The sequence below is a fragment of the Myxococcus qinghaiensis genome (genome assembly GCF_024198215.1).
GTDB classification, from domain to species: domain Bacteria; phylum Myxococcota; class Myxococcia; order Myxococcales; family Myxococcaceae; genus Myxococcus; species Myxococcus qinghaiensis.
Genome location: NZ_JAKCFA010000013.1, coordinates 205,742 through 223,487, shown reverse-complemented (window position 1 = coordinate 223,487; position 17,746 = coordinate 205,742). Strand labels below are relative to the sequence as shown.

Below are 17,746 nucleotides of genomic sequence, written 5' to 3'. Positions count from 1 at the left end.
CAGGCCGCCGGAGAGAGGCTGGGGTAGAGTGCGCGCCATGCGTCGCCTCCTCCTATTCGCGCTCCCCCTGTTGGCCGTGGCCTGTTCCAAGGAACAGTCGAACGTCGCCATCAATATCGACTATACGCCGAGCTTCAAAACGGGCTGCATCGCGGTGCAGATCCAGGATGCGGCGAACGCGGCGAACATCACCGAGACGAAGACCTTCACGGACCTCGCGAACAGGTCGCCGCCATTGAAGCTGGGGGTTGCCCTTCCAGTGGGCTGGGGCACGAAGGTGAACGTGACCATGACCGCGCATGAGCAGAACTGCGCGGGCAAGGAGGTGGCCAGGGTTGTGTTGCCCGTGGACCTGGCAGGCGAGGGAGAGAAGTCGCCGATCACTACGGACAGGCTCAACGCCCCTGACGAGGATGGTGATGGGTACGTCGCCAGGCAGGCGGACGACAAGGGCGGCACGGACTGCGATGACAGCGGACCTAATGCCAAGCTGAGGTTCCCGGGCAACCCAGAGGTCTGCGACAAGGTGGACAACAATTGCTCGGTTAATGATGTGGCGGACGAAGGGCTCGACAAGAATTGGTACCTGGACGCGGACGCCGACGGCGTTCCCAGGGGGCCTGACTTCATCACTCAGTGCGATGAGCCCGCCGGGAACTATATCGAAGGGTATGCCGAAGCTGGGCCGTTCGACTGTGATGAGACCAGTGTGAATGCAGCCAAGCGATTTCCGAACAACGAAGAACTCTGCGACGACATCGACAACAACTGTGTGGATGGTATCGACGAAGGGTTCGCCCCACCGAGGAACCAGTCGTGCAATTCCGAGTGCGGAGGCATGACGATGTGCTCGGCGGACGGCAAGGCCGTGGTGTGCAGTCAGGCCCCCGGGCGGTACTTCTACCCAGACAAAGATGGTGATGGTCAGGGGGCCGCTGGGTCGACCCGTATTTTGAAGTGTGGGACTGCCGCAGCGGATCCTGACACGGTTTCCAACGATGACGACTGTGATGACGCGGACCCTGCGGCGCGCGAGGGTCTTGCGGAAGTGTGCGATGCCATTGACAACAATTGTGATGGGACCGTGGACAACACTACTGCGGTGTCGTGCGGTGGCACGCTGAAGGACGTGGTCAATCATCATGTGGGTGGGAATTCACACGACTGGAGGACGGTGTCGACGGGGTCGAATGGCTATCCGGTGTGGATTGCCGGTCGCGGAGGCAAATTGGCGGTGCGCAGGACGGCCAACAGTAAATTCGAGAGTTTCAGCTTCGGGGATGGGACTGGTACGCCACCGGATGGAAGCCTGCCGCCCAACAGCAACAACTGTGGCAATGCGAATTGGACAGTCTCCTGGGTGAACTCCGAAGGTACTGTGTTCCTGGGCGGCGAGAATGGAGCGTTGGCCATCCGTACCTTGAATGCTGCTGCCTTGTGCGGCCCAGGCGCCGTTACAATTCCCTGTGACAACATCACAGGAATGGTGGGCTTCGAGGCTGGAGGGGTGACCACCATCTACCTCACTGACACCTCAGGCCGTTTGATCAAGTGGGTGGTAGGTGGTAGTCCGCAGCACGTCTTGGTGGAAGATAGCAGCATCAACTACTACGGCATCCACGGCCTGAGTGAAAACTTCCTGCTGGTGTCAGGGGGAGTCACGTCAGGGGATCTTGGCCAAGCGTTTCAGTCCTATAGCGATAGCATTCCCTCCGTGTTGCTCTCGACCCAGCCAAACAATGGGGAGGGCACCGCAAACGCGGTGTGGATGGGGAGGCCTGACAAGGCGTGTGCGGTGGGTGATGGAGGATTGGCGTGGCGCTGGGATGGCTCGACGACGTGGAATCAGGCTGAATCCTCGGGGACGACGGTTGATTTCAGCAGCGTGGTGATGCGGTACGACGTGCTGAACACGTCGAACCCGCTGAACAACCAGTGCTACATCGTGGACAAGAGTGCGAACGGCAAGCTGCGCCGGCTGACTCCGTTTGGCTGGGCCAAGCCGTTGGACCTGCTGCCGTCGGACAGGGCGAACGTCCCCCTGCGAGACATCGCCATCACCCCGACCGGGGACCTTTGGATCGTTGGTGACGATGGCCGGGTGTTCCACTACCCAGAGCCGTAGTCGTCGCTCGGGACCTGCCACGCTTCGGGCCTGATGGGTCGGAGCGTGGTGTCTTGGACAGGAAAGGGCTGTCTGAATTTTCCGTGGTTCCGTGGTCGGACTTAGAGTCCAGGCATGTCCAAGTCATGCCTGTGGGGGGAATGCCTAGCGGTCTTTGTCTGCGTGTCAGTGGCCATGCCGCTGCGCGCGCAGGGAGCCGAAGGCGAGGTCCAGCGCCAAATCAAGGAGGCCATCCGCCTCTACGAGGACCTCGAATACGAGCGTGCTCTGGAGCGACTGAAGCACGCCAGTCGCCTGCCGCACGGCCCTGACGAGGCAGTCTCCCTGTCCCTGCTGCGCGGCATCATCCAAGCGGACATGGGAAGGTGGGAGGCGGCGCGCAAGGACTTCCGCGAGGCGCTCCAACGCCAACTTGACGCGACGCTTCCTTTGCACGTCTCGCCCAAGGTGAGTGGCGAGTTCGAGGCGCAGCGCACGAAGGTGCGTGAGGCCACGGCCGGTCGACGAATGGCCGCGCCTCCAGTGCCCACGCCGCAGGTGGTCCAAACCGTGCCAGAGCCTGTGGGCGCGAAGCCGCTGGTCACGGAGCCAGAGGTGGTCCGGCCGGACCTGACTCCTCCCAGCAGGGAAGAGAAAGCCCCACCTGATTGGGCAACAAGTACCGAGGCGGAGGATGTGGAGCGCGTGTCCCAGGGCGTGCGCATCGCGGGACGCCGGGTTCCGGTGGTGAGCTGGGCGCTACTGGGGGCTGGAGTCGCGGCGGGTGGAGTGGGGGCGGTGTTCGGGCTGTCATCGCAGAGTCAGGTCGACGATGCGCGGGCAGGACAGCTCAAGGACCTGGAGGCGAATCATTCACGTGCGCAGGGAAGTGCCCGGACGGCGAACATCCTCTTCGGCACGGCGACCGCCGCCGCAGTTGGTGCGCTGGCGACGTGGCTCTTGATGGACTTCGCCGAGGAGCCCGTGGCCGAGGGAGGTGCGCGATGAGCCGCACGGTGTTCCTGGTTGTGTCTGGCCTGCTGGTTCTTGGAGGTTGTTCCGTGCCGAGCCTCGTAGAACTCGAGGCCGAACGAAGTATCCCTGTCACGGTTGATTACTCGCCGAGCTTCAAGGCGGGCTGTATCGCGATGCAGGTCCAGGATGAGGCTAATCTGGCGAACGTCGCCGACCTGCAGACCTTCACGGACCTCGCGAACACTGCCCCTCCAGTATTGCTCAAAGGCCTTCGCAGGGGGAACTCGGGCACCAGGGTGCGGGTGACCATCACAGCACACGAGCAGACGTGCGCGGGCAAGGAGGTGGATAGGGTGATGCTGGCCGCAGACCTGTCGGGCGAGGGAAAGAAGGAGTCGCTCACTGCGACCCTCAACACTCCGGATGAGGATGGCGATGGGTACGTCGCCATTCTAGGGGACGGAAAGGGCGGCACGGACTGCGACGACAGTGGTCCGAATGCGGCACTGCGCTTCCCGGGCAATCCCGAAGTCTGTGATGCATTGGATAACAATTGCTCGGGAGTGGCGGACGAGGGGCTCGACAAGAACTGGTACCTGGACGAGGACGGAGACGGAGTGCCCCGTGGGCCCGACTTCGTTTTGTCATGCACGTCGCCAAGTGGTAATTACATACGGTATTCTGCGGCAGGCCCGTTCGACTGCAGAGACTTTGGCCCGGATGCGGCGAAGATGTTCCCTGGGAACTCAGAGAAGTGCGACAATGTCGATAATGACTGTGACAACATTATCGATGAGGAATATTTCTCCGTAGGGGCGACTTGCAATGCCGAGTGTGGAGGCGTGACGGTGTGCTCGGGGGATGGCAACTCCGTGGTATGCAGTCAGGATCCCGGGCGGTACTATTACACAGATAAAGATGGTGATGGGCAGGGCGCCGCTGGGTCGAACGCTACTTTGAAGTGTGGGACTGCCGCAGCGGATCCTGGCACGGTTTCCAATGACGACGATTGTGACGACGTGGACCCTGCGGCGCGCGCGGGTCTCTTCGAGGTGTGCGACGCGATTGATAACAACTGTGACGGTGTTCTGGATAATACCGCGCTGGCGTGTGGTGGCACGCTGAAGGATGTGGTCAATCATCACGTAGGTGGGAGTTCCCACGACTGGAGGGCGGTGTCGACGGGGCCAAGTGGCTATCCGGTGTGGATTGCCGGTCGCGGAGGCAAATTGGCGGTGCGCAGGACGGCCGGTAGTAAATTTGAGAGTTTCAGCTTTGGGGATGGGACCGGTACGCCGCCGGATGGAAGCTTGCCGGCCAATAGCAACAACTGTGGCAATGCGAATTGGACAGTCTCCTGGGTGAACTCCAACGGAGCTGTGTTCCTGGGCGGCGAGGGGGGATTGCTGGCCGTCCATACAGGAGATACTGCTGCCGCGTGCGGCACAGGCGCCGTGACAATTCCCACTGACAACCTAACGGGGATGGTGGGCTTTGAGGCTGGAGGGGTGACCACCATCTACCTTACTGACAGCTCAGGCCGTTTGATCAAGTGGGTGGTGGGTGGCAATCCGCAGCACACCCTGGTGCACGACAACAACATCAACGTCTATGGACTCCACGGGCTGAGCGAGAACTCTCTGCTGGTGTCGGGAGGGAGCACGGGAGGCAGTACTGGGCAGGAGTTTTTATCCTATGCCAATGGTAATCCCTCTGCGTTGCACACGAGCTTGCCGAACAAGGGGAGCGGCTTTGCGAACGCCGTGTGGATGGGGAGGCCTGACAGGGCGTGTGCGGTGGGGGATGGAGGGTTGGCGTGGCGCTGGGACGGAGCGACGACGTGGAACAGGGCTGAATCGTCGGGAACGACGGACGACTTCAGCAGCGTGGTGATGCGGTACGACGCCCAGAACACGTCGAACCCATTGAACGACCAGTGCTACATCGTGGACAAGGGTTCGAACGGAAAGCTGCGCCGCTTGACGCCCTTTGGTTGGGCCAAGCCGCTGGACTTGTTGCCTTCGAACCGAGCGAACGTTCCCCTACGAGACATCGCCATCACCCCGACAGGCGAACTCTGGATCGTCGGTGACGACGGCCGCGTATTCCACTACCCGGAGCCGTGACCTCCCGGTCCTGAGTCCCCGGGCCTACGGGGCCCGGGGTCCTCCAGCTCCCGCAGTGGCACCCACCGCTCCAGCAGCGGCCCGCCGTGCTTCCTCCGGCCAATCCGCTGCGACGGATAGATCCCCCGGTGGCCCGTCAGCAGATACGCCACCGTCGCCACAATCATCACGTGTGGCAGCACCCCCGCGCCCACCAGCTCCACCGCCATGATGGACAACGCCAGCGGTGTATTCGCCGCGGCCGCGAACAGTGCCGCCATCCCCACTGCGGCCCCCAAATCCACAGGCAACCCCAACACCCGCGCCAGCACATTCCCCAAGCTCGCCCCAATGAAGAACAGCGGAGTCACCTCTCCGCCCAGGAACCCCGAGGCCAGCGTCACCACCGTGAACGCCAGCTTCCACGCGAACGCTGACACCGGCAGCGCCGGGTCCTCGAACGCCCGCACAATCCCCGGCACCCCCAACCCCAGATACGCATCCGTCCCCACCCACAACCAAAGCAACACCACCGCCGTCCCACCCATCGCCATCCGCAAAGGCAACCACCGCACCCGCTGCTCCAACACCGCCTTCACCCGGTGCAGCCCCTCCACGAACACCACCGCCACCACCGCCACACCCACTGCGAACACCAACCACTTCCCCAACACCTGCGCTGTCAGCGGCAACACCCCCGGCACCGGATACACCGTGTGGTGAATCCCCAATCCCCGCGTCACCAAGTCCCCCACCACCGAAGCCACCAGCGCCGGCAGCAGCGCCTCGTACCCGAGCCGCCCCACCACCACGACCTCCAACCCGAACACCGCCCCCGCCACCGGCGTCCCGAACACCGACCCGAAGCCCCCCGCGATTCCCGCCGCCAGCAGCTCCCGCCGCAAGTCCGCCCCCGCCCGGAACCGGTGAGCCACCCAGTCAGCCAGGCTCCCACCCATCTGCACCGCCGTGCCCTCGCGCCCCGCGCTCCCGCCAAACAGGTGCGTCAGCACCGTCCCCACCAACACCATCGGCGCCATCCGCAGCGGCACCTGCGCATCCCCCGTGTGCACCGTCTCCAGCACCAGGTTGTTCCCCCCGCGCACCGGCCCACCCCACTTCGCGTACACCGCCCCCAACACCCACCCCGCCAACGGCAGCGCGTACACCAACGCCCCCTGGCCCTCCCGAAGCCGCGTCGCCGCGTCCAACAGCCACAGGAACCCCGCGGACGCCACGCCGCACACCACCCCCACCAGCGCCCCCAGCACCAACCACTGCCCCAGGACTCGCGCTCCTCCCGTCCACCTCACCCGGCCTCCCTCCCCATCTGTTGAAACATCGTGAAACACCGCGTCATACGTCGCGACGCGTCAGGAATCAGACACCCCAAGGGCGCGACACTTTGGGTTCCATGCAATCCTCGAATTCTGACTGCTCGCGTTATTCCAGTTTGCGGGTGATTCGTGAATCGACGGCGTGTAGCCTTCGGTTTCCCCCTACATCCCCCCAGCGGGAAGAAAAGAGAGCGGGCATGTCCTTCCGTCGCAATGGGCTGTCCTTCGCCGCCGTTGTCGCTGCCGCCACGGTGAGCGGTAGCGCGATGGCGAGCACCATCAACCAGAACACGTCGTGGACCATCGACCGGTCCACGTCCACGACGAAGTATCGCGTCGTGGCGTACGGCGACTCCATCTATGCCGGCTACAACGGCGGCATCGGCGGCGTCGCGCGCCGCGCGGCCCCCGTCGTCCAGGGCGAGTACCTGGCGAAGCTGTGGAACACGGACATCGAGGTCATCCGCCGCACGAAGTCCGGCGCGAAGGCCGACGACATCTACAACAACAAGATTGTCTCCGAGCGCTCGTACATGCAGACGGCGAACACCCGCGCCGTGATGTTCGAGATGTGCGGCAACGACTACCTGCAGGCGCGCAGCGCCTTCACGGACCAGACGGGCACCTGTAACTACAGCGGCCTGGAGGCGGCGCTGGCGGCCTGCACCACGTACACGGAGAGGGCCATGCAGGCCATCAACCAGTACGCGACCTCCGCCAAGGTCAAGATTGTCTCCAACATCTACTACCCGGGCTTCGCCGCGGACAACGTCCAGACGGCCTGCCGTGACTCGGCCACGGGCGCCACCATCAACAAGCAGGTGAAGTTCCTCCCCCTGCTGGCCCGCAGCAACTGGCGCACCTGCAACCTGGCGGCGCGGTACGGCTTCCAGTGCGCGGACTCCTTCGCGGAGATGATGGGCGCGGACTACGACTCGAACGGCGACGGCCAGGTGGACTCGGCCGCGCTGCGCTACCGCGCGGGTGAGACCGAGGACGCGTACGTGGCCCGCATCACCGGCGCGCTGCGCTCCACGCTGCGCGACGCGAACACGCACTTCGTCAACGCGTCCACCAGCTACGACTACATCCAGTCGGACAACACCCACCCGACGTACTTCGGCACCACCATCAGCGTGAGCATCTTCTCCGGCTCGGGCTCCGGCACCGGCGCGCCCCAGTTCACGGACGCCCAGGTGGTCGACGGCAAGAACCCCGAGTGGAACAAGACGGGCCACGAGCGCATGGGCTGGGAGAGCGCCCGCTTCAACCCCGCCGCTCCGTGATTCTCGCGGCACCTGCCTTCGGCGGGTGAGCTTCACCTCGAGGCCTCCGATGCTCGCACAGCGTCGGAGGCCTCTTCGTTTCCAGCGCCGCTCACGTCACATCAGGAAGCGCGACGCGGTGAAGGCCATGATGCCCGCGTAGTACACCAGCCGGCACACCCACTCGGCGCTCCGCCGCGCGCCGCGCGTCCACGACGGCACGAAGCGCGCCGCCGCCAAGGACACCAGCTCCGCCACCCCGCGCCAGAAGCACGCGATGAGCAGCAGGCTCAGCGTCACCGGCGCGTAGTAGCGACCGAACGAGCGCAGATACGCCGTCAGTCCGTTGAGCTGGTACTCGCCGAACGGACCGCCGAAGGCGATGTACTGGTGCGCTCGGAAGAAGATGCCCGCGGGCACGAGCGGGAAGACGACCAGCTTCAGCACCAGGTGATACCAGCGCTTGCGCCACAGCTCCCGACGCGCGCGCCCGTAGCGGACCAGCGGATGCACCACCGCCGCGCCCAGCGAGCCCTCGCGTTGCCCCAGCGCCACCAGCAGCGGCACCGCGTCCTCGACCTCCAGGCCGTACTCGAGCGCTCGTCCTGACTTCAGGCGCAGAGTCAGTCCGGGCCCGGGGAGCGGCAGTCGCCAGGGGCGCACGGACTCCACGGCGTCGAGCGGAATCTCCAGCCGGGCGCCGTCGCGCAGCGTGAGCGTCAGGGTGCTGGCACCGACCTCCAGCGTGGCGCGGGCCTGGGAGCGCAGCGCGGCGACGAGGGCCAGGGGCAGGCCTCCGCCCAGGACGAGGCTCCACACGAGGGGCTCGGCCTTGAGCGTCTCCGCGCCTTCGATGATGTCCCACAGCAGCCAGGCGGTGAAGAAGAGCAGGCTTCCCACGGTGACGAAGCGGGCCGACATCGCCACGCCGCGTCGCGCGGAGGTCCAGGCGTGGAGCGTGAAGCGCTCGGGCTCGGCGGTGGGCGCGGCTGTGGGCGGCGCGCTGACGGGGAGGGTGTCGACGGAAGGGGAGCTCATGGCGCGAGGGGCGGGGAGGGGTCGCCGGCAGAGGCCACATTGCCTCGGCGAGAGGGTGTCCGTAGCATACGCAGCGCGGAGGTCTCACGGCGAGCATGCGGCCGCAGCACCCATCCCCTGAAAGGCGTGTCGACAGCGACGGCGTCACCCATGTCGCCCCGACTCGCTCCTCCTCCGGAGGCGGTGTCGCGCGGTGGCTGGTGGGCGGCGCGCTCGTCTTCACCGTGCTGTGCATCGCGCTGAGCGCGTGGCTGAGCGCCTCCGACGTGGCGGTGGAGGGCGAGCCCTTCGTCGAGGCCCCGCCTCCTCCCGTCGTCGAGCCCGCGCCCGTGGTGGCTCGCGCTCCCGTGCGCAAGCCTCCCGTGAGGCAAGCGCCGCAGGGCGACGCCACGCCTGTCATGGGCGAGCCCACCGCGCCACCCGAGCCCGCCACGGAGCCCGACGTGCCCTCCTCCGGCCCCACGGGGATTCAGCTCTATCGCCCCGGCACCAAGCCGCTCAAGCGCGGCCTCGTCGTGCCCGAGGGCTTCGAGCTGCCTCCCGGCTACGTGCGCCACTACCAGTCCACGGACGAGGGTGAGCGCGTGGAGGCCATCCTGATGTTCCATCCGGACCACCAGCCGGTGGATGCGAACGGGCAGCCGCTGGAGATTCCCGAGAATCGCGTGGTGCCCGCCGAGCTGGCTCCCCCGGGCATGCCGGTGCGCATGTTGGAGCTGCCCAAGTCAGACGAGTCCAAGGACTCGCCTTGACGCTGCTGGGGCGAGAGGACGCGTCGTCCGGCCGTCGCTTCGTCTGGAATCTGGGCGCCGTCGTCGCGACCACCGTGGCGTTGTGGGCGTTCTCGCTGCTCCGGATGCCGTGGACGTTGCTCGGCTGGTTCGCCTTCGTGCCGTGGCTGGTGGTGGTGGACCGGGCCCGCTCCTCGCGCGAGGCGCTGCTGCTGGGCGCGGGGCTCAGCGTCACCTTCAGCGCGGCGGTCTTCGGGTGGTTTCCGAGCGCGCTGCAGTCGTACTCGGGCGCGCCGCTGTGGCTGTGCTGGTTGTTGATGATGCTCCTGGCGCCGGTGTTCCAGCTCCAGTTTCCCCTCACGGCGCTCGCGCGACACTTGGCCCGGCGCGCGGTAGGGAATCGGGCCCGGTGGCTGCCGCCCATGGTGTGCGTGTTGGTGTACGTGGGCGTGGAGTGGCTGGCGCCCAAGCCCTTCGCGGACACGCTGGGGCAGGGGTTCGTCTACTCGCCGCGACTGCGGCAGCTCGCGGACATCGCGGGCGCGCCCGGGCTCACGCTGGGGTTGTTGGTCGTCAATGAGTGCCTGTTCGCGATGGGGCACGCGTTCCGGACGCGCGGGGCGCCAGGTGCGCTCAGGCCCCTGACGGCGGCGGTGGCGCTGGTGGTGGCGATGCTGGGCTATGGCTCCTTCCGCCTCTCCCAGTACCAGGACGAGCGGAACCCCCAGTCCGCGCTGGTGGTGGGCGCGGTGCAGGCCAACATCACGAACTACGAGAAGCTCAAGGCGGAGCACGGCGCGTACGAAGTGGTGCGGATGATTCTCGACACGCACTACGCGATGTCGGACGCGCTGCTTCGTGAGGCGCCGGTGGATGTGCTCATCTGGCCGGAGACGGTGTACCCGACGCCCTTCGGTGTGCCCAAGAGCGAGGCGGGCGCGGAGCTGGACGCGGAGATTTCCGCCTATGTCGCCGCGCGGAACGTGCCGCTCATCTTCGGCTCGTATGACGTGGAGGGCGGACAGGAGTTCAACGCCGCCATGTTCCTGTCGCCGGGTGAGAAGGAGGGCGAGGCCCCGACGCGCAAGGTGTACCGCAAGTCGAAGCTCTTCCCGTTGACGGAGTGGGTGCCGGAGCTCATCGACTCACCGAGCCTGCGCGAGTGGCTGCCGTGGACGGGGCGCTGGACGCCGGGCCCGGGGCCGCGAACGGTGATGCTGCGCCGGCGCGACGGGCGGATGCTCACGGTGGCGCCGCTCATCTGCTACGACACCATCTTCCCCTCCTACGTCGCGGAAGAGGCGGAGGTCGCGGACCTGCTGCTCACGCTGTCGAATGACTCGTGGTTCGGGGGCACGCACGGGCCCAGGTTGCACCTCACGCACGCGGTCTTCCGCAGCATCGAGACGCGCCGCCCCCAGGTGCGGGTGACGAACTCGGGCATCTCCGCGCTCATCGACGACACGGGCGAAATCCTGACGGAGATTGGCGATGGCCAGCGCGGCACGGCCGTCATGCGCGTGCACTGGCACACCGCGAGCCATTTCCTGGCGCGCATGTGGGGCAACTGGCTGGGACCCGTGGCGCTGATGATGGCGGTGGCCTTGTTGGGTGGCGCGGTGCTCGGCGGCGCGGTGCTCGGTTCACGGAGCGACCGGTACTGACGAGGCCGTGCGTGGTTCGTCAGGGCCGCGTGGCTCGGACTCGGTGCTGCTGCTCGCGGGCCGTGACGTGGCGACAACGGCGGAGGCAGGGGCGGGCTTCCGGAGTGGCTCTGCTCGCTCCAGGACACTTCGTCACCCGGCAGCGCGTCTGCGTGACACATCCGAGTGACGGCCTGACGTGGGCCGTTGTCGGCCCGCACCGTCGGCACTAGACGCTCCGCGCAGAGGCGCCTCACTCAGGAGCGGAGCACTCGCACGATGATTGTCGGTCGGCGGCTGTCGTGGCACATCATCCTGCGGTACACGGGCATCCCCGTCGCGGTGCATGTCTTCTTCGCCCTCGCCATCATCGTGGGCTATCGCGTGTTCCACGCGTCCTGGATGGCGGTGCCCGCGATGCCCATCTCCGTGCTCGCCGCGGCGCTGGGCGTGCTGCTCGCCTTCCGCAACAACTCCGCCTACGACCGCTGGTGGGAGGCCCGCACGCTGTGGGGCGGCGTGGTGAACTGGTCGCGCACCTTCTCACGCCAGGTGCTCACGTTGCTGCCCCGGCCCGGGCACGAGCCGGGCGACGCCATGACGGAGCTGGAGCTGGCCGCCGTGCCCTCGCGTCTGCTGCGCAGCGCGGTGGAGCGCCCCGGTGCCCTGCTGGCGGTGCGAGGTACCCGGGCGAGCGACGGCGCGGTCCGCGACAGGTTCGGTCAGGCCCGGGTGCGCGCCGCGGACCGCGACACGCCGGCCGACGTCGCCGCGCTCGGCACGCCGCTGCAGGAGCAAGGAGAGCCGCGCGGAGTCATCACCCGCATGGTGGAGGACATCACCGAGGACGCGCGCGAGCTGGTGTACGCGCAGATGGGCTTCGTGCACGCGCTGCGCTGCCACCTGCGCCGACAGGACCCGCTGCCGGAGATTGTCTCCTTCTTCCGGCCCGACGTCATCGGGGCCCTGCGCGAGGAGCACAACGTCCCCTCCGCGATTCTCCTGTGGATGGCGACGCGCCTGCGCCGCATCTACGGACAGGTGTCCGACCCGCAGAAGGTGCTCTTCCTCCACGTGACGATGGACCGGACGCTGACGGAGCTGACCAACCTGCTGGGCGCGTGTGAGCGCATCAAGAACACGCCGCTGCCTCGCCAGTACGACAGCCTGCTGTTCGCGATGACCCGCGCCTACCTGGTGCTGCTGCCGCTCGGTGTCGTGGAGGAGCTGGGCTGGCTCACCCCCGTCGTCACCGCCATCATCGCGTTCCTCTTCATCGGACTGGATGCTGTCGGGCGCGACATCGAGACGCCCTTCGAGGACGACGTCAGCGACACGCCGATGACGGCCCTCAGCAGGACCATCGAAATCAACCTGCGGCAGATGCTCGGGGAGAACGAGCTGCCCCAGCCCGTGCAGCCCAAGGACGGGCTGCTCTACTGATACTGAGGCCGCGAGCTTCTCGAATGGGCCCTGTCAGCGCCGCGCCGTCCGTGCCGGCGGCCCGCGTTGCGGCAGGGGCGGACGGGGCGTATACCCGAGGCATCGTGTCCGGACTGTCTCGGCTCCTCACGCTCGTGCTGCTCCTCGGCTGGCAGGTCGCCGCCAGTGGTGTGGCGGGGCTGGGGCACTACTGCGAGAAGCAGGTCCAGACGCGCGCTTCCAAGTGCCGCTGTCATGAGCACTCGAAAGCGGACTCCTCCCACGCGGACTCCCACGGCCAGCCGACGCTCCAGTGGGACTGCTGCGAGGAGCCGCACTGGGACCTGCCTGCTCCCCTCGAAGGCAGTGTCTCCAGCGCCAGTGTCTTCGTCGCGCCGCCTGTGGCTGTACCGCCGGTCGCCTGGCTGCCGCTCAAGGCGCCCGAGCGGGGTCCTCGTCGCTCCCTGTCCCTCTGGAACGTGCCCCCGTCGCAGGGGCCTCCTGTCTTCCTCCGCATCCGCACGCTGCTCCTCTGAGCGCTCCGGCGTACGAGGCTGGCTCGTGGTGCATCCTCGACTCGACGGGTGTCGTGTCGAAGGCCCCATGACTGTCGCCCCGTGCCCTGGGCGAGGTGCCTGTGTCCCCGTGACTTGGGGCGCGCGCGGCCTCGCCTCCTGAACGCAACCGAGGAGCCGTGTGCGCGAGGTCTGTCGCTCCGGCTCGCCGTCAGCCCGACTTCAGAAGAGCGAGACCATGGACATGATTTGGGAGTTGATGATTGGCACTGTGGTGTTGACGCTGCTCATCGTGGTGATGACGCCCGCGATGTGGAGCTCCAGAACCAGCCTGCGCGAGAAGCCCAAGGAGCACGAGAAGCCCCCAAAGCCCGACGCATGAGGCCTGGCTTCGAGGACGCGGCCACGTGCAGCGAGGTGGTCGCGTCCCTCGTGTCAGGCCTAGAGTCTGCCGGCCTTCAGCTCGTCGACCAGGTGCGCGCTGGCTCGCACGGCGAGGGCCATCATCGTCAGCGTGGGGTTCTGGGGGCCCTGAGAAGGGAAGCAGGCGCCGTCCATGACGAGGAGGTTGGGGACGTCCCAGCTCTGGTTCCACGGGTTGAGCACGGACGTCTTCGCGTCAGTGCCCATGCGCGCGGTGCCCACCTCGTGGATGGCCATACCCGGCGTGGACAGGGTGTCGTTCACCTTCTCCACCGTGAAGCCCGCTTCCTTCATCATCTCCTGGCACGACGCCACGGCGTCCTTGCACATCCGCAGCTCGTTCTCTGAGTGGCGGCAGTCGATGTGCGCCGCCGGAATCCCCCAGCGGTCCTTCACCGTGGCGCTCAACGTCACGCGGTTGCCCGCGCGCGGCACCATCTCCCCGAAGGGGACGAAGTGGCAGCTGTCCGCGAAGGTGAAGACCTGCACGCCGTAGCCCCGGGCGAAGCCTTCTTCTCGAGACGTGACGTTGCGGAACTGGGGGATGTACGCCCAGCTCTGCTCGGCGCGCTGCTGCTCGGGCGGCAGGTTCATCTTCGCCTCGATGCCGAGCAGGTACGTGTGGTCCATCAGGTTGCGGCCCAGCTGCCCCGAGGAGTTGCCCAGCCCGTCCGGGAACGCCGCGCTCTTCGAGTTCAACAGCAGGCGCGTCGTCTCGATGGTGCCCGCGGCCAGAATCACCACGCGCCCGTGCGCCTCGTGCGTCTTGCCCGTGTCGGTGTCGACGTAGGTGACGCCCGTGGCCTTGCCCGTCTTCGCGTCGTGCAGCACCTGGTTCACCACCGCGTGGGTGCGCAGGGTGAGCCGGCCCGTCTTCAGCGCGGCGGGAATGGTGATGGGGGCGCCCGCGGTGCGACGGACGACGACGCGGCGCTCGGGCCAGCGGCGCTCCACGTGCGCCTTGAGGTGCTGCTCCGCGGGGTTCATCGCGATGGAGGAGGCGAAGATGGAGTCGGGCAGCGTGTCCAGCCCGTCCGCGTTGCCGGAGAGGCCCATCCACCGCTCCACCGTCTCGTAGTGCGGCGCCAGCTCCGCCAGCGTCAGCGGCCAGTCCGGGCCCTGGCCATCCTGCCCGCCTGCCTTGAAGTTGAAGTCAGACAGCCGATAGAACTGGCGGCCGTGCGCCTTCACCGACGTGCGCCCACCGACCTGCCGGGCGCGAATCCACGCGAAGGGCGCGTCGGGCGGCGTCGTGTAGGGATTGTCGACGTCATCCACGAAGGCGTGCGGATGGAAGGGCCACGCGAAGGTGGTGGACTGCACCGACTGGCGCTGCTTGCGCGCGCTGTCCGTCTCCGCCTGGTAGCCGAGCAGCTTCTGACGCAGGCGGTGCCACACCCAGAGCATGCGGTCCGCGCGGTTGCTCCGCCCGGCCTCCAACACCAGCACGTTCAGCCCCGCCTCCGTGAGCTGCTTGGCCGCCCAGCCGCCACACGCTCCGGAGCCCACCACCACCGCATCGAAAGTCTTCTTGGACGTGCTCACGACATCCCTGCGAGTGCAAAGGGGGTGCGCGGTACGCGTCACCGCGAGTTGAATCACCTCAGTGTAAGCTGGGCCGCGCGAGGTTGACCATGGACGCCCCCCTGTGTCGCGGGTGACTCGCGTGTGCTGGACGAGCAGCCGGGCAGGACCCGGGGAAGGTGTTTCATGAAGTGGTGGCGAGTCGTCGCGGGCGTGCTGGTGTTGGGGGTGCTCGTCGCCCTGGCCCTCTTCGGACGGGCCCTGCGTCACTCGGAGGCGTACTTCCACTATCCCCGCACGCCCCCCGCGCGGCCCGCGGACTTCGCGCAAGCGCAAGACGTGCGCCTGTTCACCGAGGATGGGTTGGAATTGCGTGGCTGGTATTCACCCTCGCGCAACCGCGCCGCCGTGGTGATGGCGCATGGGTTATCCCAGACACGCGCGGACCTGCTGCCGGAGGCGCGCATCCTCCGCGACGCGGGCTACGGCGTGCTCCTCTTCGATTTGCGCGCTCACGGTGAGAGCCAGGGCGAGACGTCCACGTGGGGTGACAAGGAGCGGCTGGACGTGCGCGCCGCGCTGGCCTTCGTGCGAGCCCGCCCTGACGTGGACGCGGAGAAGGTGGCGGCGCTCGGGTTCTCGATTGGCTCCGCCGCCGTGGCGGAGGTCGCCGCGAAGGACTCGGGCGTGCGCGCGGTGGCGCTGTTGTCGCCGTTCAACACGCTGTGGCTGGCGGCGGCGTATGACTTCCGCCGCTTCGGCTTCGTGTCCCAGTCCGGCGCGCTGGTGCCCTTCTGGCGTCGGGGAATCGCGCTCGACGAGGTGCGCACCATCGACGCGGTGGACCACATCCGTCCCCGGCCGCTGCTCATCGTCATGGGCACGGAGGAGTCCGGTCAGCCGCTCGCGGACGAGCTCTTCGCCCACGTGCGCGAGTACGCGCAGACCTGGCGGATAAAGGGCGCGGGGCACGGCGGCTTCAGTGACGTGGAGCCCCAGGAGTATCCCCGCCGGCTGCGCGCCTTCTTCGACTCGGCGCTGCTGGCGGGCGGGGAGGGTGCTTCCGGAAGCGCGGCCCCTGCGGTGCCCTGACGACTCCGCGTCAGGCGACCTTCGGAGCTTCCTTCTCGCGGGCCTCGAGCTGCTCCAGGTCCTTGAGGAAGGCGCGGCCCTTGTCCGCGTCCGTCATGTAGACGAAGGCGGCCATGCCCTTGAGCTGCTCCAGGGACTCGCCCTCGCGGCCGGGCTTGCCCTTCTGGCGGTTGTGGATGGCGGCGCGCAGACGGCGCACCGTGTCGCGGGGGACTCGCGCGGTGGCCACGCCGTCGCGGGCCTTGTTCACCACCAGCCCTGTCACTTGCTGCCGCGTGCCCTTGCGGCTCACCCGCGTCTTGTCCGGGTGCACGGTGAAGCCCTCGGCCTCCACCACTTCCTTCACGCGCGTGAGCAGCACCGACACCGCGGGGCCCTGCGCCCGCTTCGCCTTGGGCTGCTTCGTCTTCGTCCAGGAGAAGGTGAGGTCGTCCGCGTAGCGCGTGTAGATGAAGCCCAGGCGCTTCGACAGCGCGGACAGGCGCTTGTCCAGCTTGAGGCACAGCGCGTTGGTGATGCCTGGAGACGTGGGAGCGCCCTGCGGCAGCGCGCGCGGACCCTTGGCGACGTAGAGCGTCTTGCCTCGGAACTGCACCGTCTCGCGAGGCGCCTCGGTGGCCATCAGCGACAGCAGCGTGGCGGTGTTTTCTTGGAGTCCGCCCTTGCGCAACAGGCCCTTCACCCGCCGCCACGTCACGGTGGGGAAGAAGTCCTTCAAGTCCACCTTCACCACGACGTCCGCGCTGTGGTGGGCCAGTGCGTTGGTGAGGATGGAGCGTCCCGAGACGAAGCCGTGCGCCGCGCCGTGCACGGGCAGCCGCTCCACCACGTTGGACAGCACCCAGCGCTGGGCCTGCTTCAGCTCCGGCTTGGGGGACGTAATCGTGCGCGTGCCACCGTCGCGCTTGGGGATGCCCCAGCTGATGTAGTGCGAGCCGGTGTCCACCTCGCGGTGGAACGCGAACCAGCGCAGCTTGGAGACGCTGAGTCCGAGCGCCTTGGCGAGCGCGTCCACGGTGCCCAGCTCCGGCAGGCCGTTGGCCTTCGCCCGCTCCTCGCGGTGGGCCACGTCGAACTTGTCGGAGCCGGCGTCTTCCTTCCAGTGCACGCCAGCGCCCAGGTGGCTGATGTGCGTGGCCTTCCAGGCCTCATGGGCATGTCGGCCCAGGGCGCGGAACTCGGCGGCCTCGGCCTTCTTCTTCTCCTTCCAGGCCGTCTTCTCCTTCTCGGACGCCTCGGAGAAGTCCAGGTCCGCCACGGCGAGGCCGCGCGAGACGAGCTGGCCCTGGGCCCACGCGTCGGCGCCGCCCGCTTCGGTGATGGCCTTCCAGCGGATGAGCAGGGCTTCGTGCGCGGCGTGGCGGGCCTCGCGCTGGGCGACCGCGTTGGCCGTGGACGCCTGGGGCGCGGGCGTGGCGACAACCTGCGGCGCTGCTGCGGGGACGAACGACTCCAGCCTGGCGGTCATTTCAAGAACCTCGAGGGGGCGCGTCGGCGTCGGACAAGACGGGCAGTCATCGCGAGCAGTCGAGGGAGGCCAGGAAAGCACCACCATCTTACCTGGTGCACGGT

General features: G+C 67.3%; 14 protein-coding genes. 10 read left to right on the top strand and 4 right to left on the bottom strand.

Going from position 1 to position 17,746, the window contains the following annotated elements:
- The first annotated feature begins 37 nt into the window (after nucleotides 1-37).
- From LZ199_RS25000 to LZ199_RS24990, 3 genes are all read left to right on the top strand, one after another.
- Nucleotides 38-2,125 (top strand): putative metal-binding motif-containing protein, encoded by a 2,088-nt coding sequence (locus tag LZ199_RS25000; protein ID WP_253996259.1) that lies wholly within the window; start codon nucleotides 38-40, stop codon nucleotides 2,123-2,125.
- A gap of 174 nt (nucleotides 2,126-2,299) precedes the next feature.
- The gene (locus tag LZ199_RS24995) at nucleotides 2,300-3,112 is read left to right on the top strand and encodes a hypothetical protein (RefSeq protein ID WP_253996258.1); all 813 of its coding nucleotides are present in this window, start codon (nucleotides 2,300-2,302) and stop codon (nucleotides 3,110-3,112) included.
- Entirely contained in the window at nucleotides 3,109-5,205 is a 2,097-nt protein-coding gene (locus LZ199_RS24990; RefSeq protein ID WP_253996257.1) for a putative metal-binding motif-containing protein, read from the top strand. Before LZ199_RS24995 ends, LZ199_RS24990 begins: the two co-directional genes overlap by 4 nt.
- On the opposite strand, the gene LZ199_RS24985 is transcribed toward LZ199_RS24990, so the two are convergent.
- Nucleotides 5,190-6,497, bottom strand: a complete 1,308-nt coding sequence (locus LZ199_RS24985) for a chloride channel protein (protein ID WP_253996256.1) — start codon at nucleotides 6,495-6,497, stop codon at nucleotides 5,190-5,192. The genes LZ199_RS24990 and LZ199_RS24985 overlap by 16 nt on opposite strands.
- Before the next feature lie 221 nt (nucleotides 6,498-6,718).
- On the opposite strand from LZ199_RS24985, the gene LZ199_RS24980 reads away from it, so the two are divergent.
- Nucleotides 6,719-7,807, top strand: a complete 1,089-nt coding sequence (locus tag LZ199_RS24980; RefSeq protein WP_253996255.1) for an SGNH/GDSL hydrolase family protein — start codon at nucleotides 6,719-6,721, stop codon at nucleotides 7,805-7,807.
- A 96-nt stretch (nucleotides 7,808-7,903) separates the two neighbouring features.
- On the opposite strand, the gene LZ199_RS24975 is transcribed toward LZ199_RS24980, so the two are convergent.
- Entirely contained in the window at nucleotides 7,904-8,824 is a 921-nt protein-coding gene (locus tag LZ199_RS24975) for a hypothetical protein (protein ID WP_253996254.1), read from the bottom strand.
- Between the two features lie 95 nt (nucleotides 8,825-8,919).
- On the opposite strand from LZ199_RS24975, the gene LZ199_RS24970 reads away from it, so the two are divergent.
- The 5 genes from LZ199_RS24970 to LZ199_RS24950 all read left to right on the top strand — a co-directional run bounded on the left by LZ199_RS24970 (nucleotide 8,920) and on the right by LZ199_RS24950 (nucleotide 13,517).
- The gene (locus LZ199_RS24970; RefSeq protein ID WP_253996253.1) at nucleotides 8,920-9,576 is read left to right on the top strand and encodes a hypothetical protein; all 657 of its coding nucleotides are present in this window, start codon (nucleotides 8,920-8,922) and stop codon (nucleotides 9,574-9,576) included.
- Nucleotides 9,573-11,219 carry an apolipoprotein N-acyltransferase gene (gene lnt / locus LZ199_RS24965; RefSeq protein ID WP_253996252.1) on the top strand — a complete coding sequence of 549 codons (1,647 nt, stop codon included), beginning with the start codon at nucleotides 9,573-9,575 and terminating at the stop codon, nucleotides 11,217-11,219. Before LZ199_RS24970 ends, lnt begins: the two co-directional genes overlap by 4 nt.
- A gap of 258 nt (nucleotides 11,220-11,477) precedes the next feature.
- Nucleotides 11,478-12,641, top strand: a complete 1,164-nt coding sequence (locus LZ199_RS24960) for a bestrophin family protein (RefSeq protein ID WP_253996251.1) — start codon at nucleotides 11,478-11,480, stop codon at nucleotides 12,639-12,641.
- A 104-nt stretch (nucleotides 12,642-12,745) separates the two neighbouring features.
- Nucleotides 12,746-13,156, top strand: a complete 411-nt coding sequence (locus LZ199_RS24955) for a hypothetical protein (protein ID WP_253996250.1) — start codon at nucleotides 12,746-12,748, stop codon at nucleotides 13,154-13,156.
- A gap of 217 nt (nucleotides 13,157-13,373) precedes the next feature.
- Nucleotides 13,374-13,517, top strand: a complete 144-nt coding sequence (locus tag LZ199_RS24950; protein WP_253996249.1) for a hypothetical protein — start codon at nucleotides 13,374-13,376, stop codon at nucleotides 13,515-13,517.
- 59 nt (nucleotides 13,518-13,576) lie between these two features.
- On the opposite strand, the gene LZ199_RS46745 is transcribed toward LZ199_RS24950, so the two are convergent.
- On the bottom strand, nucleotides 13,577-15,103 hold the full coding sequence (locus LZ199_RS46745; RefSeq protein WP_253996248.1) for a GMC family oxidoreductase: 1,527 nt from the start codon (nucleotides 15,101-15,103) through the stop codon (nucleotides 13,577-13,579).
- A 165-nt stretch (nucleotides 15,104-15,268) separates the two neighbouring features.
- On the opposite strand from LZ199_RS46745, the gene LZ199_RS24940 reads away from it, so the two are divergent.
- Complete coding sequence (locus LZ199_RS24940) at nucleotides 15,269-16,174, top strand: alpha/beta hydrolase (protein WP_253996247.1); 906 nt, start codon at nucleotides 15,269-15,271, stop codon at nucleotides 16,172-16,174.
- A gap of 10 nt (nucleotides 16,175-16,184) precedes the next feature.
- Here LZ199_RS24940 and LZ199_RS24935 read toward each other — a convergent pair whose 3' ends face one another.
- Complete coding sequence (locus LZ199_RS24935; protein WP_253996246.1) at nucleotides 16,185-17,642, bottom strand: reverse transcriptase family protein; 1,458 nt, start codon at nucleotides 17,640-17,642, stop codon at nucleotides 16,185-16,187.
- Nucleotides 17,643-17,746 lie beyond the last annotated feature (104 nt).